This is a genomic window from Thauera mechernichensis, assembly GCF_029588855.1.
GTDB lineage: Bacteria > Pseudomonadota > Gammaproteobacteria > Burkholderiales > Rhodocyclaceae > Thauera > Thauera mechernichensis.
The window spans coordinates 24,508-45,010 of the sequence record NZ_JARQZE010000015.1; the positions used below are offsets into that span (position 1 = coordinate 24,508).

At 66.6% G+C, this 20,503-nt stretch carries 16 protein-coding genes; 11 read left to right on the forward strand and 5 right to left on the reverse strand.

Features of this window, described 5'->3' with window-relative positions; all coding sequences use genetic code 11:
- Positions 1-144: 144 nt before the first annotated feature.
- From P7F68_RS15945 to P7F68_RS15955, 3 genes are read left to right on the forward strand one after another with little or no spacing between them, the layout of a single operon-like run.
- Positions 145-825, forward strand: coding sequence for a heavy metal response regulator transcription factor (locus P7F68_RS15945; protein ID WP_277834613.1), 681 nt, complete (start codon positions 145-147; stop codon positions 823-825).
- Positions 822-2,309 (forward strand): heavy metal sensor histidine kinase, encoded by a 1,488-nt coding sequence (locus P7F68_RS15950; RefSeq protein WP_277834615.1) that lies wholly within the window; start codon positions 822-824, stop codon positions 2,307-2,309. The genes P7F68_RS15945 and P7F68_RS15950 overlap by 4 nt, the downstream gene beginning before the upstream one ends.
- Positions 2,306-2,782 carry a DUF411 domain-containing protein gene (locus tag P7F68_RS15955; protein ID WP_277834617.1) on the forward strand — a complete coding sequence of 159 codons (477 nt, stop codon included), beginning with the start codon at positions 2,306-2,308 and terminating at the stop codon, positions 2,780-2,782. The genes P7F68_RS15950 and P7F68_RS15955 overlap by 4 nt, the downstream gene beginning before the upstream one ends.
- A 254-nt stretch (positions 2,783-3,036) precedes the next feature.
- Here P7F68_RS15955 and P7F68_RS15960 read toward each other — a convergent pair whose 3' ends face one another.
- A complete protein-coding gene (locus P7F68_RS15960) occupies positions 3,037-4,086 on the reverse strand; it encodes an RNA methyltransferase (protein ID WP_277834619.1) in 1,050 nt (349 codons plus the stop codon).
- Positions 4,087-4,201: 115 nt separating this feature from the next.
- On the opposite strand from P7F68_RS15960, the gene P7F68_RS15965 reads away from it, so the two are divergent.
- Genes P7F68_RS15965 through P7F68_RS15975 form a run of 3 tightly spaced genes read left to right on the forward strand, consistent with a single transcriptional unit; the run spans position 4,202 to position 7,637 of the window.
- Positions 4,202-5,053 (forward strand): AAA family ATPase, encoded by an 852-nt coding sequence (locus P7F68_RS15965; protein WP_002941945.1) that lies wholly within the window; start codon positions 4,202-4,204, stop codon positions 5,051-5,053.
- 11 nt (positions 5,054-5,064) lie between these two features.
- On the forward strand, positions 5,065-6,435 hold the full coding sequence (locus P7F68_RS15970) for an EAL and HDOD domain-containing protein (RefSeq protein ID WP_277834621.1): 1,371 nt from the start codon (positions 5,065-5,067) through the stop codon (positions 6,433-6,435).
- Positions 6,436-6,458: 23 nt separating this feature from the next.
- Positions 6,459-7,637, forward strand: a complete 1,179-nt coding sequence (locus tag P7F68_RS15975; protein WP_277834623.1) for a vWA domain-containing protein — start codon at positions 6,459-6,461, stop codon at positions 7,635-7,637.
- 157 nt (positions 7,638-7,794) lie between these two features.
- Here the strand turns inward: P7F68_RS15975 and P7F68_RS15980 are convergent, their stop codons facing one another.
- On the reverse strand, positions 7,795-8,256 hold the full coding sequence (locus P7F68_RS15980; RefSeq protein WP_002941926.1) for a MarR family winged helix-turn-helix transcriptional regulator: 462 nt from the start codon (positions 8,254-8,256) through the stop codon (positions 7,795-7,797).
- A 201-nt stretch (positions 8,257-8,457) separates the two neighbouring features.
- Here P7F68_RS15980 and P7F68_RS15985 point away from each other — a divergent pair, with 201 nt between their 5' ends.
- Positions 8,458-10,008, forward strand: coding sequence for a chloride channel protein (locus tag P7F68_RS15985; RefSeq protein ID WP_002941920.1), 1,551 nt, complete (start codon positions 8,458-8,460; stop codon positions 10,006-10,008).
- A 58-nt stretch (positions 10,009-10,066) separates the two neighbouring features.
- Here P7F68_RS15985 and htpG read toward each other — a convergent pair whose 3' ends face one another.
- From htpG to greB, 3 genes are all read right to left on the reverse strand, one after another.
- Positions 10,067-12,010, reverse strand: a complete 1,944-nt coding sequence (gene htpG / locus P7F68_RS15990) for a molecular chaperone HtpG (RefSeq protein WP_002941918.1) — start codon at positions 12,008-12,010, stop codon at positions 10,067-10,069.
- Between the two features lie 95 nt (positions 12,011-12,105).
- The gene (locus tag P7F68_RS15995) at positions 12,106-13,737 is read right to left on the reverse strand and encodes a methyl-accepting chemotaxis protein (protein ID WP_277834626.1); all 1,632 of its coding nucleotides are present in this window, start codon (positions 13,735-13,737) and stop codon (positions 12,106-12,108) included.
- 171 nt (positions 13,738-13,908) lie between these two features.
- Entirely contained in the window at positions 13,909-14,466 is a 558-nt protein-coding gene (greB, locus tag P7F68_RS16000; RefSeq protein ID WP_277834628.1) for a transcription elongation factor GreB, read from the reverse strand.
- 166 nt (positions 14,467-14,632) lie between these two features.
- Between greB and P7F68_RS16005 the strand changes: the two genes are divergently transcribed.
- From P7F68_RS16005 to P7F68_RS16020, 4 genes are all read left to right on the forward strand, one after another.
- The gene (locus P7F68_RS16005) at positions 14,633-16,654 is read left to right on the forward strand and encodes a methyl-accepting chemotaxis protein (protein ID WP_002941906.1); all 2,022 of its coding nucleotides are present in this window, start codon (positions 14,633-14,635) and stop codon (positions 16,652-16,654) included.
- A 313-nt stretch (positions 16,655-16,967) separates the two neighbouring features.
- Positions 16,968-17,687, forward strand: a complete 720-nt coding sequence (locus P7F68_RS16010; RefSeq protein WP_277834630.1) for a hypothetical protein — start codon at positions 16,968-16,970, stop codon at positions 17,685-17,687.
- Position 17,688: 1 nt separating this feature from the next.
- Positions 17,689-18,690, forward strand: coding sequence for a DUF6976 family protein (locus tag P7F68_RS16015; RefSeq protein ID WP_277834632.1), 1,002 nt, complete (start codon positions 17,689-17,691; stop codon positions 18,688-18,690).
- A 140-nt stretch (positions 18,691-18,830) separates the two neighbouring features.
- Entirely contained in the window at positions 18,831-20,465 is a 1,635-nt protein-coding gene (locus tag P7F68_RS16020; protein ID WP_002941903.1) for a methyl-accepting chemotaxis protein, read from the forward strand.
- The last annotated feature ends 38 nt before the right edge of the window (positions 20,466-20,503 follow it).

Consider the following 20,503-nt stretch of genomic DNA (forward strand, 5'->3'; position numbering starts at 1 on the left):
GTGTCGTACCGGCACACGCCGGCGCGCCCGCCACTGCGGGGCTTCGGTGCAGTATGGGTAGCGCCAGCCGACACCAGGCTGACGGGAGCATTACATTCCTGTCAGCTTTCCCCTGTCGCGATCGCGCGAGGCACAATGCCCGCCATGAAGATCCTCATCGTCGAAGACGAACCGAAGACCGGCGACTACCTGCGCCAGGGCCTGGCCGAGGCCGGCTTCGTCGTCGATCTCGCCCGCGACGGGCTGGACGGCCTGCACCTGGGGCTGAATGGCGACTACGACCTGGTCGTGCTCGACGTCATGCTGCCCACGCTGGACGGCTGGGGCGTGCTGCAGACCCTGCGCCGCAGCGGGCGCGAGATGCCGGTGCTGTTCCTGACCGCACGCGACCAGGTGGAAGACCGCGTGCGCGGGCTCGAACTCGGCGCCGACGACTACCTGGTGAAGCCTTTCGCGTTCTCCGAGCTGCTCGCGCGTGTGCGCACCCTGCTGCGCCGCAGCCGCAACAAGGAGCCCGAGTTGCTGCGCGCCGCCGACCTCGAGCTCGACCTGCTGCGTCGCCGCGTCAGCCGGGCCGGCCAGCGCATCGAGCTCACCGCCAAGGAGTTCGCCCTGCTCGAGCTGCTGCTGCGCCGCCAGGGCGAGGTGCTGCCGCGCTCGCTGATCGCCTCCCAGGTGTGGGACATGAACTTCGACAGCGACACCAACGTCATCGAGGTCGCGGTACGCCGGCTGCGTGCCAAGGTGGACGAGCCCTTCGAGCCCAAGCTCATCCGCACCGTGCGCGGTATGGGTTACGTGCTGGAGGCGGCGGAGGAAGCATGAGGCTGCCACCCGGCCTGTCGCTGACCGCCCGCCTCGCGCTGCTGTTCGCGGCGCTGACGGCGTGCCTGCTGATCACGGTCGGTGTCGTCATCGGCCGTGCGGTAGAGCACCACTTTCAGGAACTGGACGACCATGAGCTGGTGGGAAAGCTCACCCTGGTCGCCAACCTGCTGCAGGGCGCAGATGCCCTGCTACCGCTGGCCGAACGCCTGTCGCGCCTTGACGACGCCTTCGCCGGACACGACATGGTGGCGGTGCTGTTGCTCGACGCGGAGGGTCGCGTATTGCATGCAATCCAGCCAGACTTCTTCACGCCCGCCCAGCTTGCCGGCAAGGACTTGCCTGCCGGCAGTGTCCCGTGGACACAAGGGGCCCACCAGGTCATCGGCCGCGCCGAACGCATCACGCTGCAGGCGGGCCTGGAAGGACACGCCGGCAGCAGCGACGGTGCTGCGGACATGACGGCGCTGGTGGCACTCGACGTCTCGCACCACATCCACTTCCTCGACGAATTGCGCCGCGGCCTGTGGCTGGGCATCTCGCTCGCCGCCATCACCGCCGCCCTGCTCGGCTGGCTTGCAGCTCACCGCGGCCTGGCGCCGCTGCGCCGAGTCAGCGCCACCGCCCGCCAGCTGTCGGCCCAGCGTCTAGACGAGCGCCTGATCGAGGAGGACGCCCCCGCCGAAGTGCGCGAGCTGGTCGAAGCCTTCAACGGCATGCTGGCGCGCCTGGAAGCGTCCTTCCGCCGCCTGTCGGACTTCTCCGCCGACATCGCCCACGAGCTGCGCACGCCGGTGTCGAACCTGATGACGCAGACCCAGGTCGCGCTGACACGCAGCCGCAGCACAGACGAATACCGCGAGGTGCTGGCCTCCAACATGGAAGAGTTCGAGCGCATCGCACGCATGGTCGCCGACATGCTCTTCCTCGCTCAGGCCGAGGATGGCCGCCTGCCAGGTGCAAGCGAAGCCGTCGCACTCGCCGACGAGGCCACGGCGCTGATCGAGTTCTACGACGCACTCGCCGAGGCACAGGGGGTGCGCATCGTAGTCGAGGGTACGGCGAGCGTGCGCGGCGACCGCCTGATGCTGCGCCGGGCGCTCTCCAACCTGCTGTCGAACGCGCTGCGCCATACGCCGGCGGGCGGCACCATCCGCATCGGACTGCGGCACGACGGCGGCGAGGCGGAGGTCCGCATCGACAACGACGGCGAACCGATCCCCCCCGAACAGATCGAGCGCATCTTCGACCGCTTCCACCGCGGCAGCGCCGACCGCCGCAGCCATGGCGAAGGCGCCGGTCTCGGCCTCGCGATCACGCGTTCGATCGTGCACGCGCACGGCGGCCGCATCTGGGCGGGCAGCGCAATGGCAGCAGGCACGGCGCGCGGCACCACCACCTTCACCCTGCGCCTGCCGGCCGACCTCAGCACAGCGCGGCATACCGCCGCGCCCCATGGATCCACACTGGAGTCTGCACCATGAAACCATCCACCCCATCGACCCCATCGCACGTACCGGGCCTGCGCAGCCTCATCGCCGCCGGCCTGCTCAGCCTCGCCACTGTCGTCCCGGCCTTCGCAGCCGGGGACGAAGTCGTCATGTTCAAGGACCCCAACTGCGGCTGCTGCGGCAAGTGGGCCGAGCACATGCGCGAGCACGGCTTCAGGGTCAAGGAAGTGGCCACCAGCCAGATGGGCCAGATCAAGCACGAGGCCGGCGTGCCGCAGGCGCTGGGTTCCTGCCACACGGCCACGGTGGGCGGCTATGTGGTCGAGGGCCACGTGCCTGCAGCCGACGTGCGCCGCATGCTCACCGACAAGCCTGCCATCGCCGGCCTCTCGGCACCCGGCATGCCGCTCGGCTCGCCCGGCATGGAAGGCCCCTACCCGGCCGAGCGCTACGACGTGGTCAGTTTCGACGCCGAAGGCAGGACAGCGGTGTTCGCCAGCCACTGAGCCCAACCACCGGTGGCGCCCACACGCCGCGCTTCAGGGTAGGAGCGGGGCCAACCGCGAGCTTGTCACCCCGCACCCACCCCGATCGCCTTCAACCCCTCGCGGCTGGCGCCGCTCCTACGGGAAACCGTCACGCACGTCGCCCACTGTAGGAGCGGCGCCAGCCGCGAGCTTTTCGGAGCTTGCGACACACCTCGCCGCCTTCAACCCCTCGCGGCTGGCGCCGCTCCCACGGGGGGCGGCGCGAGCGCGCGTCAACCGGGCAGCTGCCCTCGAACGGCGCGCTTCTCTTCCCTGCGCACGAATGCCAGCTTGCTTTCGCGCGCGCGCAGCTGACCGCAACCGGCATCGACGTCCTGCCCGGCGGACTGGCGCAGCTTGGTGAGGATGCCGCGGCGGTGCAGGCTGCGTGCGATGGCAGCGGCACGCTCGGCATCCGGGCGACGATAGGCGAGGCCGTCGACGGTGTTGAAGGGGATCATGTTCATCACCGCGTACTTGCCGGCAAGCAGGCGTGCGATGCCTTCGATCTCGTCCTCGCCGTCATTGACACCTTCGATCAGCGTCCATTGGTACTGGATGGGGTAGCCGGTGGCGCGCGCCCAGGCTTCGCCGAGCTCGACCAGTTCGCCAGGGTCGATGCGCGGTGCGCGCGGCAGCAGCTGCGCGCGCAACGCCGCCTTGGTGGTGTGCAGCGACAGCGCGAGTGCAGGCTTGACCTGCATCTGCGGCAAGCGCTCGAACACACGCATGTCGCCGACGGTCGACAGCACCAGGTTCTTGTGCGGGATGGCACCCTCGGTGCCGAGCAGTTCGATCGCCTCAGCCACCGCGTCCAGGTTGTGCGCCGGCTCGCCCATGCCCATGAACACCACCTTGTGCACCCGGCGCTGGCGGCGCGCCAGTGCCACCTGGGCGACGATCTCGGCGCTGCCGAGCTGGCGCAGCAGGCCATCCTTGCCGGTCATGCAGAACACACAGCCTACTGCGCAGCCGAGCTGGGTGGACACGCACAGGCCGTCGCGCGGCAGCAGCACGCTCTCCACCGTCTGACCGTCGGCAAGTTCGACCAGCAGGCGGGTGCCGTCCTCGCCGGGGTGCTCGGAGCGCACGCGGGCGAGCGCGTTCAGCTCCGCTTCGAGCGCGGGCAAGGCGGCCTGCAAGGCCTTGGGAAAGCGGTTCGAGTCGGTATGCGGGCCGGCATCGAGCGCGCGCCCCTGCAGCCAGGCGCGCAGCAGGCGGCCTTCGTGACTGGGGCGCGCACCGAGCGTACGCAGGCGCAGGCGGATGGCGTCGATGTTCATGGCGCGCGATGCTAGCACTGCAGCGGCGGCTCTGCCTGCACGCGGGCGGATTCGCGAGGCCAGTGCCCCGCACTCCGGCCGTATAATCAATGCCATTCGACACGAGGAATCATGCATGTCCGATCTGCGCTTCGAAGGCACCCGCGACTACGTCGCCACGCCCGACCTCATGCTCGCGGTCAACGCCGCCATCCGCCTGCAACGCCCACTGCTGATCAAGGGCGAGCCCGGCACTGGCAAGACCATGCTCGCAGAAGAGGTCGCCGATGCCCTTGGCCTGCCCTTGCTGCAGTGGCACATCAAGTCCACCACCAAGGCCCAGCAAGGCCTCTATGAGTATGACGCGGTGTCGCGCCTGCGTGACTCGCAGCTCGGTGACGACCGCGTCCGCGACATCTCCAACTACATCGTCAAGGGTGTGCTGTGGCAGGCCTTCGAGGCCGAGCGCCCGACCGTGGTGCTGATCGACGAGATCGACAAGGCCGACATCGAATTCCCGAACGACCTGCTGCGCGAACTCGACCGCATGGAGTTCCATGTCTACGAGACGCGCCAGACCATCCAGGCCCGCCACCGGCCGATCGTGTTCATCACCTCGAACAATGAGAAGGAACTGCCCGACGCCTTCCTGCGCCGCTGCTTCTTCCACTACATCCGCTTCCCCGATCGCGACACCATGCAGCGCATCGTCGATGTGCATTTCCCGGCAATCCGCAAGGAGCTGCTCACCGAGGCGCTCGAAGTCTTCTTCGGCCTGCGCGACGTCCCCGGGCTGAAGAAGAAGCCCTCCACGTCCGAACTGATCGACTGGCTCAAGCTGCTGGTCGCCGAGGACATCCCGCCCGAGGCCCTGCGCAGCACGGACAACAAGGCGGTCATCCCGCCCCTGCACGGCGCCCTGCTCAAGAACGAACAGGACATGCACCTGTTCGAGCGCCTGGTATTCATGGCACGCCACAACCGCTGAGCGAACCCACCATGTTCAAGGCACTGCTCGCCTGGCTGTTCGGCCGCGGCAAACCGTCGGCGGCCCCGCTACGCACGGCGACGGACGGGTTCGACAAGCTCAACCGCGACGCCCCGCTGCGCGCGACAACCCCCGACCTGAGCGCCGACGGCATCGTCACCTTCCTGTGCCGCGAAGCCGTCCTCGGGCGCAACCAGCGCATCGCCGGCTACCAGTTCATGCTGCAGGAGGGCACGCGGGCGCGCATCCGCCACAGCAACCGGCGGGTGCACCACGTCTATGCCGAAGTGCTGGTGCGCAACCTGATCAACGCCGATATCGGCGAACTCCTCGGGCACCGCATCGCCTTCATCGACGTACCGGACTCCTTCCTCACCGCCCCCTGCCTCGCGCACCTGCCGGCGGCGAACGTGGTCCTCATTCCCACCGCACTGCCCGACGCAGGCGCCCCGGATTTCGACAGCCTGCGGCGCACGGTCGAGGACCTGCGCAAACGCGGCTTCAGGCTTGGCTTGCACGACCCCAACGTCGTCACCGAATTCAACGGCCTGCTGCCCTGGGCCGACTTCATCATCGCCCATGCGCAGGGCCTGGATGCCCGCCGTGGCCTGCAGCTGAGCAACATCGCCCTCGAGGTTGCGCCCAACGCACGCCTGCTGGTGCGCGAACTGCCCTCGATCGAGGAGTTCCGGTTCAGCTTCAAGCTCGGCGCGAGCCTGTTCCAGGGCCCCTTCATCACCCGCCGCGAGGACTGGACCGAGCGCGAACTCGGCCCCAGCACACTGCGCATCGGCACCCTGATCGCCCGCCTGCGCGCCGACGCCGATACCCACGAGCTGGCCGAGCTGCTCAAGCAGGACGCTGCCCTGTCGCTGCGCCTGCTGCGCTACATCAACTCGGCTGCCAATGCGCTGCCGCAAAGCGTGTCCTCGATCGAGAACGCGCTCGCGCTGCTCGGCCGCGAAAAGCTCTACCGCTGGCTGATCCTGCTCGTCTGCAGCACGGCAACCGAAAGCGAGCGCGGCGGCGCGGCGCTGGAGACGGCGCTCGTCCGCGGCCGCATGATGGAACTGCTCGCCGCCACGCACCCGAGCGCCGAGCGTGACACCCTGTTCCTCGTCGGCCTGCTGTCGCTCATCGACGTGATCCTGCAGGTTCCGCTCGACAAGGCGCTGGCGCCGCTGGCCCTCAGCGCCGACATCGATGCTGCCGTCCGCGGCAAGGGGGGCCCTCTTCACGACCTGCTCCAGCTCGCCATCGCCTGCGAGCGAACCCAGGGCGACGGCCTGGCCGAAGCCGCCGAGCGCTGCGGCATCTCGCCCGAGCAGGCCACGGAGTGCCACATGCAGGCCCTGTCCTGGGCGATGCAGATACAGGACTGAGGCCCACGCCAGCGGAGCTGCCGATGCTGATCGATTTTTTCCTGCACCTGAAGGCACGCAAGCTGCCGGTGTCGACGCGCGAGTTCCTGACCGTGCTCGAGGGGATGAAGGCGCACGTGTGCGGCCCCTCCATCGACGACTTCTACCACTTTGCACGCACCTGCCTGGTGAAGGACGAAGCGCTCTACGACCGCTTCGACCAAGCCTTTGGCGAGTACTTCAAGGGGGTCACCGAGCTCCCCGGCCTCGATGCGGACCTGCCTGAGGAGTGGCTGCGGGCAATGGCACGCAAGCACCTCAGCCCCGAGGAGCGCGCACAGCTGGAAAAGCTCGGCTGGGACAAGCTGATGGACGAGTTCCGCAAGCGTCTGCAGGAGCAAAAGGGACGCCACCAGGGCGGCAACAAATGGATCGGCACCGGCGGCAGTTCGCCCTTCGGCAACAACGGCACCCACCCGGAAGGCATTCGCGTCGGAGGCGAATCGGCGGGTAACCGCACGGCGGTCAAGGTGTGGGACAAGCGCGAGTTCCGCAACCTGGACGACTCGGTGGAACTGGGCACCCGCAACATCAAGGTTGCCCTGCGCCGGCTGCGCCGCTTCGCCCGCCAGGGCGCGTCCGAGGAGCTCGACCTCGACGGCACGATCGCCGCCACCGCACGCAACGCCGGCTGGCTGGACCTGATGATGCGGCCAGAGCGCCACAACGCGGTCAAGGTGCTGCTCTTCCTCGACGTTGGCGGCTCGATGGACGACCACGTCAAGATCTGCGAGGAGCTGTTCTCGGCCTGCCGGCTCGAGTTCAAGCACCTCGAGTACTTCTACTTCCACAACTGCGTCTACGAGGGTGTCTGGCGCGACAACCGCCGCCGGCACGCCGAGCGCACACCGCTACTCGACGTCATCCACAAGTACGGGCCGGACTACAAGCTCATCTTCGTCGGTGATGCCACCATGAGCCCCTACGAGATCCTGCATCCGCATGGCTCGGTCGAGCACATGAACGCCGAGCCGGGCGCCACCTGGCTGCGGCGGCTGCTCGACGCCTACCCGGCAGCGGCCTGGCTCAACCCGGAACCGGAACGCCTGTGGCCCTACCGCAAGTCGATCGAGCTGATCCACCAGATCGTTGGCGGACGCATGCACCCGATGACGCTCGATGGCCTGGCGCGCGCCATGCAGGGGCTGTCAAGAAAGCACTAGGGGCATCCGGATGCGGTGCCCTGGCACGCCACAATGCCGGGCGGCCGAAAAAAAAGAGCGGCCTGTCGGCCGCTCAAGCTGCTGTCCGCACAAGTGCAAGAAACACTGTGTGTAAGACACGGTCGGGACGTTCCGACCGTGCCAGGCGGAACATCGCTCATTCGGTGAAGGGCAAGGGCTGCATGCCAAAGCCTTCGTCAAGATTCTTGATCTGGCGCAGCAGCTTGTCGAGCTCGCTTTGAAGGCTCTCCAGGCCCGCCTCATCCATCAGCCGCAAGGCCTCGGGCAAAACCCCGCGCGCCGGAGATGGCGCCCGCGCCAGCAGTGCCTGGCCCTCGTCGGTAAGGTAGAGACGGACGACGCGCTGGTCGACAGTGGTGCGCTCCTTGCGAAGCAAGCCCGCAGTCTCGAGCCGATCGACCATGTTGGACGTGGTCGATTGATGCAGCGCCATGCGGTTGGCGAGTTCGCCCACCCGCAGGCCAGCTGACTCCTTGAGTTCCTGCAGAGCCCATAGCTGCGCCCCTGTCACTCCGCTCTGGCGCTCGATCCACTGGGAGTGGCGCTGCGCCGTGCGGATCAGGATCCTGAAACGCTGCAGCACCGAAAGCGGGGTCACCGGCGCGGCCGGCTTGCTTGCTCTTGCTTGGTTTTCCACTGTCTGAATCTCGCTCGGACTATATTTGCTCAAAGCTTCATTGTCAAAAAAACATCATTGCCTGCCACGGCGTCTATGGTAACGGTATCGTTCACCTTTCGCATGTGCAGCATGCACGCAACGAGCCCGGTTCAGTCGTCAGCGCCCCTCCGGAACGGCGCCATGCTGTACCGCAACAGAGCCCTCATGAGCCCCGACCCGAAACTCGATACGCCGACCCGAACTCGCTGGAGCCTGAGCCGGCTGTTACGCGGCGGTCGCCGCTACGCCCTGCCCTGGCTCTCGCTGCGCCGCTGGCGTGTCCGCCTGCTGCTGGTTGGCGCCGCCTTGTTCGCGGGGCTGCTCGCAATCGCCTTCGCGATCGGTGCCGAGCTTGCCATCGAGGCCCACGCCGGCGTGATGCGCGAGCGCCCCTGGCTGAGCCTGATCGTCGCGCCAGCAGGCTTTGCTGCGCTCGCCTGGGTATCACGGCGTTTCTTTCCCGGGACGGAAGGCAGCGGCATCCCACAGGCCATCGCCGCCTCCCTCTCCGACGACGGGCGGGTACGCAAGCAGCTGCTGTCGCTGCGCATCGCGATCGCAAAGGTGTTCCTGACGCTGGGCGGCCTGCTTTCGGGCGCTTCGATCGGGCGCGAAGGCCCCTCGATCCAGATCGGTGCCTCGATCATGCACATGCTGGCGAGCCGAAAGCGGCACCGGCGCATCGCGTCGAGCCGCGACCTCATCGTCGCCGGCAGCGGCGCAGGCGTGGCCGCGGCCTTCAACACCCCGCTCGGCGGCATCATGTTCGCAATCGAGGAGATGTGCCGCTACCGTGCCTTCCGCGCCAACAGCACCACGCTCACCGCGGTCATCTTCGCCGGTCTGATGTCACTGGCCGTGCTTGGCAACTACACCTACTTCGGCCGCACCCTGGCCACGATCGGCTGGCCCGACGGCATCTGGCCGGTGCTGCTGTGCGGCGTGGTCGGCGGCCTGCTCGGCGGCGGCTTCTCACGCGTGCTGATCGCCTCGGCGCGCGGCCTGCCCGGGCGAGTGGGCGTCATCGCGCAGACGCAGCCGGTGCGCTTTGCCGCGTTCTGCGGCCTGCTCACCGGCCTGATCGGCGTCGCCAGCGGCGGCCTGACCTACGGCACGGGCTATGCCGAATCCAAGGCTGCGCTCGAAGGCAGCGCCGCGCTGCCGATGGCCTTCATGCTGATGAAGATGGCGGTGATCTGGCTGGCTTTCGTGTCGCGCATCCCGGGCGGCGTATTCGCACCCGCGCTCGCCGTGGGCGCCGGACTGGGATCGGACATCGCCATGCTGCTGCCCGGCGAACCCGACCCGGCCATCCTGGTCCTGGGCATGGTGGCCTTTCTTGCTGCCATGACACAGACGCCGATCACCTCCTTCGTGATCGTCATGGAGATGACGGCCAACCACCAGATGCTGCTGCCGCTGATGGCGACGGCGGTGGTGGCGCATGGCGTATCGCGCTCGGTCGCCCCGGTCCCGCTCTACCATGCACTCGCCTACCCCTGGCTGCGGCGGGCGGAAGGACGGGTCCAGCCCCCCGTACCAGACACCGCTGCGCCCTCGACAGCCGAGTCCCCAGCGGCCCCGGCTACGCAGGAGGCGCCCACCTCTCCCTTGGGCGCAGCCAATGCCGAGACTGCGGGCAACATGCAGGACATGCCCTCGACCGCCAGGAACAAGGAGGGGGCGCCCTGACGGACACCCCCTCCCGTAAAGCCGGCGGCCTGACCCGCAGCGCCGGTATGGGCCCGCTTTAGCTGCCGCTCATCGCCATCATCAGCTGGTTGATGCGCTTGACGAAGGTCGCCGGGTCGTCGAGCGTGCCGCCCTCGGCCAGCAGAGCCTGGTCGAACAGCACCGCTGCCCAGTCGTCGAAGTGCTTGTCCTCGTACTTCAGGCGCAGCACCGCCGGATGGCTCGGGTTGATCTCGAGGATGGGCTTGGAGACCGGCGCATTCTGGCCCGCGGCCTTGAGGATGCGGGCGAGGTTCATGCCCAGATCGTGCTCGTCGGCCACCAGGCAGGCGGGCGAATCGGTCAGGCGCAGGGTCACCTTCACGTCCTTCACGCGTTCGCCCAGGCTCGCCTTCATCTTGTCGAGCAGTTCCTTGTACTCGTCGGCGGCCTTCTCGGCTTCCTTCTTCTCGGCCTCGTCCTCCAGCGCACCCAGGTCCAGGCCGCCCTTGGCGACAGAGACCAGCGGCTTGCCGTCGAACTCGGTGAGGTTGCCGGTCACCCACTCATCGACGCGGTCCGACAGCAGCAGCACCTCGATGCCCTTCTTGCGGAAGACCTCGAGATGCGGGCTGTTCTTCGCGGCGTTGAAGGTCTCGGCAGTGACGAAGTAGATCTTGTCCTGGCCTTCCTTCATGCGGCCGATGTAGTCGGCCAGCGAGACGACCTCGTCCGCCGTGTCGAGCTGGGTCGAGGCGAAGCGCAGCAGCCCGGCGATCTTCTCCTTGTTGGCGAAGTCCTCGCCCACCCCTTCCTTCAGCACCTTGCCGAAGGCCTTCCAGAAGTCGGCGTACTTCTCCTTGTCGGCAGCCTCCTCGCTGTTGGCCAGACCTTCCAGCATCGACAGCACCTTCTTCGTGCAGCCCGAGCGGATGGTGTCGATGTCCTTCGACTCCTGCAGGATCTCGCGCGACACGTTGAGCGGCAGGTCGGCCGAATCGACCACGCCGCGCACGAAGCGCAGGTAGGTCGGCATCAGCTTCTCGGCGTCGTCCATGATGAAGACGCGCTTCACGTACAGCTTGATGCCGTGCTTGGCGTTGCGGTCCCACAGGTCGAAGGGCGCGTTCTTCGGGATGTAGAGCAGGTTGGTGTATTCATGGCGGCCCTCGACGCGCGAGTGGGTCCACGCCAGCGGCTCGTCGAAGTCGTGCGCAACGTGCTTGTAGAAGGCCTTGTACTCGTCGTCCGTGATGTCGTTCTTGGCCCGGGCCCACAGGGCGTTGGCCTGGTTGACGGTCTCGTCCTCGTCCGTGAGCACCTGTTTCTTCTGCTCGTCGTTCCACTCCTCCTTCTTCATCACGATCGGCTGCACGATGTGATCGGAGTACTTGCGGACCAGGCTCTTGAGCTTCCACGACGACAGCAGGTCTTCCTGGCCTTCGCGCAGATGCAGGGTGATCTCGGTGCCGCGGCCGGCCTTGTCGACCTGCGCCACGGTGTAGGCGCCAGCTTCATCGCCGGCCATCGAGCATTCCCACCTCACACCCTCGCCGGCAGCCAGGCCGGCGCGACGGGTGAGCACGGTGACGCGATCGGCGACGAGGAAGGCGGAGTAGAAGCCGACGCCGAACTGGCCAATGAGGTTGGCGTCCTTCTTCTGGTCGCCGGTGAGCTGGCCGAAGAACTCGCGCGTACCGGACTTGGCGATGGTGCCCAGGTGGGCAATGGCTTCGTCGCGGCTCATGCCGATGCCGTTGTCGGCGATGGTGATGGTCCTGGCCTCGGCATCGAAGCCGATGCGGATCTTCAGCTCGGCGTCGTTTTCGTACAGGCTACCGTTGTCGAGGGCTTCGAAACGCAGCTTGTCGCAGGCATCGGATGCGTTCGAGACCAGCTCACGCAGGAAGATCTCGCGATTGGAATACAGCGAGTGGATCATCAGGTGAAGCAGCTGCTTCACCTCGGCCTGGAAGTTCAGGGTCTGGGACGACGCGTTGTTCGGGTTCTGTACTTCGGACATGTGACTGCGGCTCCGTCTGTTTGATCAGGACGGAGCCGCAGATGGGGGCGGTGCTCCCACTTTCAAGGGCCTGCCCGCGCATGCGGGGCGGGCGCTCAGCAGCGGAAGCGGCCGACGAGCTGGTTGAGGTCGCCTGCCAGTTGCTCCATGCGCTCCGCCAGCTGAGCCATCGAGGCCATCTCGGCCGTGGTGTCCTGCGCCATCGAGGTGATCCGCTCGACCTGCTGGGCGATCTCGGTTGCTGCGGCGCGCTGCTCGCGGGTGGCGAAGGCCACACCGCGGATCTTCTCCAGCGCCTCGCCGGCGCCGGACCTGATCTGATGCAGGGACTCGGACGTCTCATCGACGAGCACCACGCCGCCCTCGACCTGCGCCGTCACCTCGGCCATGGCATCGACCGTGCCCTTGGTCTCGGTCTGGATGCCCTCGATGACCTGCTCGATCTGGACCGTCGCCGCGGCCGTGCGCTCGGCCAGGCCGCGCACCTCGTCGGCAACGACCGCAAAGCCGCGCCCCTGCTCGCCGGCCCTGGCGGCCTCGATCGCCGCGTTGAGGGCCAGGAGGTTGGTTTGCCCGGCGATCTCCTTGATCACGTTGGCGATCGACCCCACTTCGTCCGCACGCAGGACCAGGTTCTGCAGCTTGTCGGCGGCGGCTCCGACCTTGGCGGCGATCGAGTTCATCTCCGTGACCACACGCTCGGCCCGCGCCGCGCCCTCATGGGCCAGCTCGGACGTCGCCGCCGAGTTCTCCTCGGCATGGCGGGCGCCATCCGAGATGTGCTCCACGCTCACCGTCATCTCCTCGACCGCGGCTGCGATGGCGGCGGTCGAGTCGGTCTGCACGGCCGACGCCTTGGACACCACCCGCGCGACCTCAGAGATGTCCCGCACGGTATCGGTCAGCCGCCCCGAACCCTGGCCGATCTCGCCCACCATGGCGCGCAACTGGCCAAGCATGGTCGACAGCGTACCAAGCAGGCTGTCTGCGCCCGCGCGATTGGCGACCCTGACATCGAGCTGACCCGCAGCGGCCTGGCGCATGACCTCGTTGGCATAGGCCGGCTCGCCGCCGAGCGCACGGACCACGCCCCTCACCACCCACCACGAGATCAGGCCGAGGACGACGAGCACCGCCAGCACGAAGATACCGAAGCCGGTCGCCGCGCCACGCATGGCGGTATCGATATCATCGACATACACGCCCGTACCGACGATCCAGTCCCACTCCGCGAACATCTTGACGTAGGACAGCTTGGGCTGGGGCGTCTCCGACCCCGGGCGCGGCCACAGGTAATCCACGAAACCGGCGCCATCGGCACGCGCCACGCGCACGAACTCGCGGAACAGGTACTTGCCCTGCGGATCGCGGTTCTGGGAAAGATCCGTGCCTTCGAGATCGGGACGGATCGGGTGCATCAGCATCACCGGACCGCTGTCATTGACCCAGAAGTACTCGTTGCCTTGATAGCGCAGGCCGCGCAACGCCGCCTTGGCGGCCTCCTGCGCATTGGCCCGGCTCATTGCGCCGCTGCGCTCCAGGGCGTGGAAATGCGCGATCAGACCGTGGGCGACCTCGACCTGACTCTTGACGTTGCGCTCATAGCCTTCGGTCATGTGGCGGTGCGCATCACGCAATGCCACTGCAGTAAGCAATGCCAGGCCAGCCATCGCCACCACGACCAGCAGCGAGACACGCTGCACGACGGTCAATGATCCAAGGCGCATATCCCTTCCCTCCCTCTCTATGATTTCTTCGGTCTGTCAGCCCCCCTGCACGGCCAGCGGCTGCAACCTGTGCGTTTGCTATCGGCCAAATACACCTCCGACTTTAGCTGCATCGCGCCCACACCACCGCAGATACTCCAATGAAATACAAAGAGATAACGTTGACTTGCCTCAAACGTAGACCACGCCGACGATCTCCAGCTCACGCAGCCCGGCCGGGCTCTGGAAGCGCACCACGTCGCCGACCCGCGCCTTCAGCACGGCACGTGCAAGCGGCGATATCCAGCTGATCCGGCCCTGGGTCGCATCAGCCTCATCCACTCCCACGATCTGCAGGGTCTGCTCCTCGCCGGTGTCCAGGTCGCAGAAACTCACCGTAGCGCCGAAGAACACCTGCTCCAGCTCGCGCTGGCGCTCGGGGTCCACCACCTCGGCGTTCTCGATGCGCTTGATCAGGAAACGGATGCGCCGATCGATCTCGCGCAGCCGCTTCTTGCCGTAGATGTAGTCTCCGTTCTCCGAACGGTCGCCATTGCCTGCCGCCCACGCCACCGTCTCGACGAGCTTCGGACGCTCGAAGCGCACGAGCTGGTCGAGCTCCGCACGCAAGGCGTCGTAACCACGCCGGGTCATGTAGTTCTTGCTGCCGGCCGGCAGACGCAGGCCCGGCGCCAGATCCTCGTCGCCATCGCCGTCGCCGTCACTTTCCTTCACAAAGGCTTTGTTCATCCTCAAGCGGTCCGCAAAAAGTGCCGATGTTACGGACTGGTCCAGATTTGCGCCAAGCCGGACGGCAGGCCCATTTCGTGCTTTGCCTGGCCCGAGTGCTTACAAACGAGCGCGGCGCGGATGCTCGGACAACAACGAACCCGAATGAACGGAGGTCGAGGAGATCATGGGACTGTTCTTGCGCAAACAAGCCGCCGATGCGGCAGGGGTGGTGACCTTGCAGGCATCCTCGGCGACGCTGGGGGCGGAGCTTGACGCCTTGCGCATCAAGCCCACATTCGTGGTCGCTTTCGTGTCGCCACACGTCGACATCGACCGCAGCGCGGCCGAAGTGCGCAGGCGCTTTCCCGATGCGGCGCTGGCCATGTGCACGACCGCAGGCGAGCTCTGCTCCGAACAGGGCCAGCTCTACTGCACGACCGGCGGAAGCTGGGATCGCATCGTCCTCCAGTGCTTCGACGCCTCACTGGTGGCCCGCGCCGAAGTGGTGGCGATCCCCCTCGGCAGCGAGGACTTGCGCCGCGGCTCGGTTGCCGTGCCGATGAAAGAGCGCGTGGCGCGACTGGCAAGGAACATCGAGAACGCCGGCATCGCCCTCGACATCGATCACCGCGACACCTTCGCCTACGTGCTGTTCGACGGCCTGTCGGCATCCGAGTCGTTCTTCATGGAGGCCCTGTACGAGAGCGGCCGCTTCCCCTGTCTGTTCGTGGGCGGCTCCGCCGGCGGCACGCTCGACTTCAAGGTGTCCTGGCTGCACGACGGCAAGCGGCGCCTGGACAACCACGCCCTCGTCACTTTCGTCAGAACGGCGCCGGGCGTGCGTTTCGGCGTGTTCAAGAGCCAGAACTTCGAGCCCACGGATGTCGTGTTCAACGTCTTGTCCGCCTCGCTGGAGCAACGCTACGTCAGCCAGGTGTTCGACCAGCAGGGCCGCATCGGCACCCTGGTCGACGCCTTGTGCGACCGACTCAAATGCGATCGCAGCTCGCTAGAGGCCAAGCTGGCCGAGTACTCCTTCGCCATTCGCGTCGGCAAGGAAATCTACGTGCGCTCGATCGCACGCATGGACCTGGATAGCGGGCGCGTGCACTTCTACTGCGACGTCGCCCCGGGCGAGGAACTGGTCATGGTCCGCCGCACCGGGCTGGCCGAACGCACACGGCAGGACTTCCAGCGCTTCCTGGAAGGCAAGCCGGGACTGCCGGTGGCCGGCATCCTCAACGACTGCATCCTGCGCAGGCTCTACAACGAGCGCGAGCTCGGCGACATGGGCAAGGTCATGGAGGGCGTGCCGCTCGCCGGCTTCTCCACCTTTGGCGAGATTCTCGGCTTGAATCTGAACCAGACCCTGACTGCCATCTTCTTCTTCCGTGTGCGCACCGGAGAAGGCTTCCGCGACGGCTTCGTGGACCAGTTCGTGGCCCACTACGGCGAGTTCAAGGCCTTCTTCCTGCGCCGCCAGGTCGCCAAGCTCGCGGGCCTGTCGCGTGTCGTGGTGCAGCAGATCGAGAGTTTCGAGGCCCAGCACTTCGACAGCTCGCTCGACGCCAGCGGGCTGGATGAATCGATGGCGAGGGTCTTCACCGGACTCAACGATCTTGGGCGGGTGCTCCGGGAGGCGAACACGCTGCGCGAGCACACGGCGCGGGAACTGGATGGTTGTGCCGGCGACCTTTACGGGTCGATGGATGCGCTGTCCGCACACATCGTCGAGCAGGACGAGGTCGTCCATCGCGCCGGCAGTACGGTCGTCGAACTTGCCGCGCGTGCGGGCGAGGTCGCCGCCAGCGCGCGCGGCCTGGCCGAAGCCAGTGCCCGCATCAAGAGCGTCGCAGGCGTGATCCAGCAGATCTCCGACCAGACCAACCTGCTCGCGCTCAACGCCGCGATCGAGGCGGCACGGGCCGGAGAACAGGGGCGCGGGTTCGCCGTGGTCGCAGACGAGGTGCGCAAGCTCGCGGAGAAATCGCGTACCAGTGCGACCGAGATCGGTGGCGACATTTCCCGGCTGGCGGATGCAATCAGCAATGTGGCGCGCGAGATCGAAGGCCAATCGTCCGGCGTGGCCGACCTCACCAAGCTGCTCGAGAGCATCGAGCAGTCGAGCCGCCGCACCGCGGACACGGCGGTGCACACCAAGGCGGTGGCCGATAGCCTGAGGGCACTCACCAAGGGCAGCGCCTAAGACAGCCCCCGCAAATTGGGGAGCAGCATTCATGAGCAGCGCGCATCGTTTCGGAACACGCGTGGAGCAGGCGCACCTGGCACAGGCCACTGCGTGAAACAGTTGCACCGCGGCATCGTACAGGGCCGGCGGGCGCCCGAAGCGCTCGCCGGCCCTCAGCTGCAGGGGTTTCAGCGCGCCCGGCACTTTTCATAACGCATATATCTGCACAACAATGGCATGATTGTTGCCTGAGCGCTCTCCAGCGCACGTGGCGCAGCCGTCACGGCGGCGCACTTGATCACTCGATCCGATGGCTGGAGACCCGCCGACAATGAATAACGAGCGACACCTGTGGCAAACACTGCTGGATGTCGAGGCGCCGTGGACGGTTACCGACTGCAAGGAGAATGGTGGCCGTCGCCACGACATCTGGATCGGACTGGAAACCCCTCGCCCCTGGTTGGGCATCGTACGCGCGCGGCCTGTGCCGGGTACGCGGACACTGTCCTGGCGGCACGCCAACTTCGGCGCCTGGCAGATCCATATCCACGTCCAGGCGCCAGGCACGGCCGACCTGTCGCGCCAACCGTGGGCCGGCGAACCAGACCTGCCATTCACGCGCGCGCTCAACGAGCGGATCTTCACTTTTCTGCGCGAGGGCTGCACCCTGCAGAGCATCTGCACCCTGCTCGACCTGCCGATCACCGAACTCTGGCGATTGCGCTATGCGATGGACAGCGGCCGCTGGGGCTTCGATCGCACCCCGGCCAAGCGTATCGCAGCGCATGGCAGCGAAACTGACGCAGGCGCGGCGGCGGACCCGGACGTGCCCGACGTGGCGGACCCGGTGTGGGTCGCGCTGCTGGAAGGCGGACGACAACTCGACATCCGCGTCCTCGGCCTGAAGCTGCTGCTGTCACGGCTGCGCGCGCAGTTCGAGATGATCTCCGACGTCGAGGTGCGCACGCTCAAGTTGCAGGAACTGCACCGGTACTTCCTCAAGAACAAGCGCCTGCTCGCGCATGAACTCAGCCAGATCAGGAGCGAATGACGTGGCCGGGACTCCTCTTGAGCAAAGCGCCTCCGCAAACGGTTCGTTACTCGGCCTTGTCGAGGCAGCACGGCGCATCGAACGTGGCGCCTTCCTGACCATTGCCGGCGACGAGGACTTGCTGCGCCAGCTGCCGCGCGGCAACTGGATCGGCGGCACGATTCCGTACTTCATGGCGCAGGACGGCGGCGAGATGAGCCGCAATCGCGTATTCGTGAGCGAGATCGCACACGTCTCGCCAGCACCGCGGATCCGCTTCCATGACGTGACCTCGCTCGACCGGATATGTGTGGAAGCCCCGGACAACGGCTACTCCATACTGATCATTCCGGCGTTCTCTGCGGTGCACTCGCATTACGCGCGCAACGCGCCGGGGTTCGACGACATGTTCGTGAAACCCCTCGTCGGCTGGGTATCGGGCTGCCACCTCGACGATATCGAACGCGCCACCCCCATGGTGATCAACGGGCAAACGGGAGAGTTCGACTCCGAGCGCGCGGTGGTGATGCATGTCACTCTCCCGGACGACTGCTACGCACGGGTGGAGATCATCAATCTGTTGGAGCAAGGCCGGGGCGACAACATCCGCTTTCCGGAAACGGGCTTCTCGGCGCACGAATGCCTCGTCAATGGCGCTCCGGCGCTCCTTGCGGACTACCTCGAAGCACATGGCGGCGATCTGCGCCTGCCCTTGGTCGCCGACTATTGCGGGGCGATGGTCAACGTGTCCTTCAAGAGCATCGATGCCAGCACCGGGCGCGTCGACTTCTACGCCCCCGTATTCAAGGACACCACCTATCGCCTGGCCCGCCGGCTGCCGCCGACGCACTCGAGCGCAGAGGGCGGACACGCCGCGTTCTCGTGCAACTGCATTCTCAACTACGTGCATGACGGCCTGGAGGGGCGCCGAACAGGCGCCTTCACCGGACCGATGACCTTCGGCGAGATCGCCTATCTGCTGCTCAACCAGACCTTGGTCTACCTCGTGATCGATCGCATGTGACCAAAGGCTCGCAAAAGCTCGCCCCCCCGCCGCCTCGGTCGTGGCGGAGCGAGCCGTAGCATTTCGCAATAAACTGCTAAAGTCTCCAGGCTTATCGCCGATACCGGCGTTGAGTACATCAACGGTGCCTGGGGACAGCCATGCTCGACAACCTGAAGTTCAGAACCAAGATCATCCTGCTGATCGCCGCCACCTTCCTGGGCCTGGCTACCGTCATGGTCCTGGATGCGATCCAGCTCAAGGCCGAGCTCACCGAAACGCGCAAGCTCCAGGTCCGCTCCATCGTCGAGAGCGCCGTGCAGGTCTCGGCTGCCTTTCACGCCCGCAGTGGCGAGCTGGGCGCTCCGGAAGCCCAGTCGAGGGCCATCCAGGCCATTCAGGCAATGCGCTACGGCGGCGACGACGGCAAGACCGAATACCTCTACATCTACGACCTGTCGGCGACGACGGTGATGCACCCCTTCCGCCCGGAGTGGAAGGGGCGCGATGTGAGCAACGAGGTCCGCGACGGCAAGGGGCGTTACACGATCAAGGACGTGGTCGGCACAGCCAGCCGCAACGGCTCCGGCTACGTCGATACCGCCTTCCCCCGTCCGGGCAGCACCGACCCGGTCGACAAGCTGCAGTACGTCGCCACCTTCGCGCCCTGGGGCTGGGTCATCGGTACCGGGGTGTACATGGATGACGTCGAGACCCAGTTCTGGAACAGCGTGCTGGTCGATATGCTTGTCAGCCTGGTGATCATGCTGGTCGTGGTGGCGCTCGGTGTTCAGATCGGCCGCTCGGTGCTGCGCCAGATCGGCGGCGAGCCAACCGAAGCAATGCGCCTGATGGACCTCGCCGCCTCGGGAGACCTCACCGTTGCCATTCCCAACGCGCAACGCGGAAGCCTGCTCTCCGAGCTGTCGCGCATGCTGAGCGCGATTCGCCAGATGGTGGGCGAGATCTCGGCAAAGTCCGGCGTCGTGCGGCACACCGCCGAGAACATCTCGACCTCGTCGGGCCAGGTCGCCCAAGCCTCGCTCCGCCAGTCCGACTCCACGGCAGCCATGGCTGCCGCGATCGAGGAACTGACCGTCTCCATCAACCACATCTCCGACCTTGCCCGCGACACTGAGCAGTACTCCTCTTCGGCAGCGCAGCTGGCCCAGGGCGGCGAGGCCCAGGTTGCCGAGGCGGCGCGCGAGATGACCGTGATCTCCGAACAGACCTCCGCCGCTGCGGGAATGATCCGCTCGCTCGAGACGCGTGCCAACGAGATCTCCAAGATCACCGAGGTAATCAAGGAAATCGCAGCACAGACCAACCTGCTTGCGCTCAACGCTGCCATCGAGGCCGCTCGCGCAGGCGAGCAAGGCCGCGGCTTCGCGGTGGTCGCGGACGAAGTCCGCAAGCTTGCCGAACGGACCTCGTCCGCGACCGAAGAGATCAGTGCGATGACGGGCGCCATCCAGAGCGACACGGGCAGCGCCGTCGAATCCATGGACAAGGCGCTGCCCCAGGTCGAGCGCGGCGTGGAGCTTGCCCGCGAGGCCGAACAGTCGCTGCGCAAGATCCGCGAAGGCGCGCACACGACGCTCGACCGCATCCGCGAGGTGGCGCTTGCCACCCGGGAACAAAGCGCCGCCAGCACGGCCATCGCGCAGCAGGTCGAGAGCATTGCCCAGATGGTGGAGGAAACCAGCGCATCCACCGAACAGACCGCCTCGTCGGCAACGTCCCTGGACACCATCGCCAGAGAGCTCGGAGAGCTGGTGTCACGCTTCCGTCACTGAGCGGACGGTTGAGGCGCCGTCATCGGCGCCCACCCTCC

What these genes read in the sequence shown, in the direction of transcription:
- P7F68_RS15945 (WP_277834613.1), top strand. Translation starts at nt 145, where the DNA reads ATGAAGATCCTCATCGTCGAAGACGAACCGAAGACCGGCGACTACCTG.
- P7F68_RS15950 (WP_277834615.1), top strand. Translation starts at nt 822, where the DNA reads ATGAGGCTGCCACCCGGCCTGTCGCTGACCGCCCGCCTCGCGCTGCTG.
- P7F68_RS15955 (WP_277834617.1), top strand. Translation starts at nt 2,306, where the DNA reads ATGAAACCATCCACCCCATCGACCCCATCGCACGTACCGGGCCTGCGC.
- P7F68_RS15960 (WP_277834619.1), bottom strand. Translation starts at nt 4,086, where the DNA reads ATGAACATCGACGCCATCCGCCTGCGCCTGCGTACGCTCGGTGCGCGC.
- P7F68_RS15965 (WP_002941945.1), top strand. Translation starts at nt 4,202, where the DNA reads ATGTCCGATCTGCGCTTCGAAGGCACCCGCGACTACGTCGCCACGCCC.
- P7F68_RS15970 (WP_277834621.1), top strand. Translation starts at nt 5,065, where the DNA reads ATGTTCAAGGCACTGCTCGCCTGGCTGTTCGGCCGCGGCAAACCGTCG.
- P7F68_RS15975 (WP_277834623.1), top strand. Translation starts at nt 6,459, where the DNA reads ATGCTGATCGATTTTTTCCTGCACCTGAAGGCACGCAAGCTGCCGGTG.
- P7F68_RS15985 (WP_002941920.1), top strand. Translation starts at nt 8,458, where the DNA reads ATGCTGTACCGCAACAGAGCCCTCATGAGCCCCGACCCGAAACTCGAT.
- htpG (WP_002941918.1), bottom strand. Translation starts at nt 12,010, where the DNA reads ATGTCCGAAGTACAGAACCCGAACAACGCGTCGTCCCAGACCCTGAAC.
- P7F68_RS15995 (WP_277834626.1), bottom strand. Translation starts at nt 13,737, where the DNA reads ATGCGCCTTGGATCATTGACCGTCGTGCAGCGTGTCTCGCTGCTGGTC.
- greB (WP_277834628.1), bottom strand. Translation starts at nt 14,466, where the DNA reads ATGAACAAAGCCTTTGTGAAGGAAAGTGACGGCGACGGCGATGGCGAC.
- P7F68_RS16005 (WP_002941906.1), top strand. Translation starts at nt 14,633, where the DNA reads ATGGGACTGTTCTTGCGCAAACAAGCCGCCGATGCGGCAGGGGTGGTG.
- P7F68_RS16010 (WP_277834630.1), top strand. Translation starts at nt 16,968, where the DNA reads ATGAATAACGAGCGACACCTGTGGCAAACACTGCTGGATGTCGAGGCG.
- P7F68_RS16020 (WP_002941903.1), top strand. Translation starts at nt 18,831, where the DNA reads ATGCTCGACAACCTGAAGTTCAGAACCAAGATCATCCTGCTGATCGCC.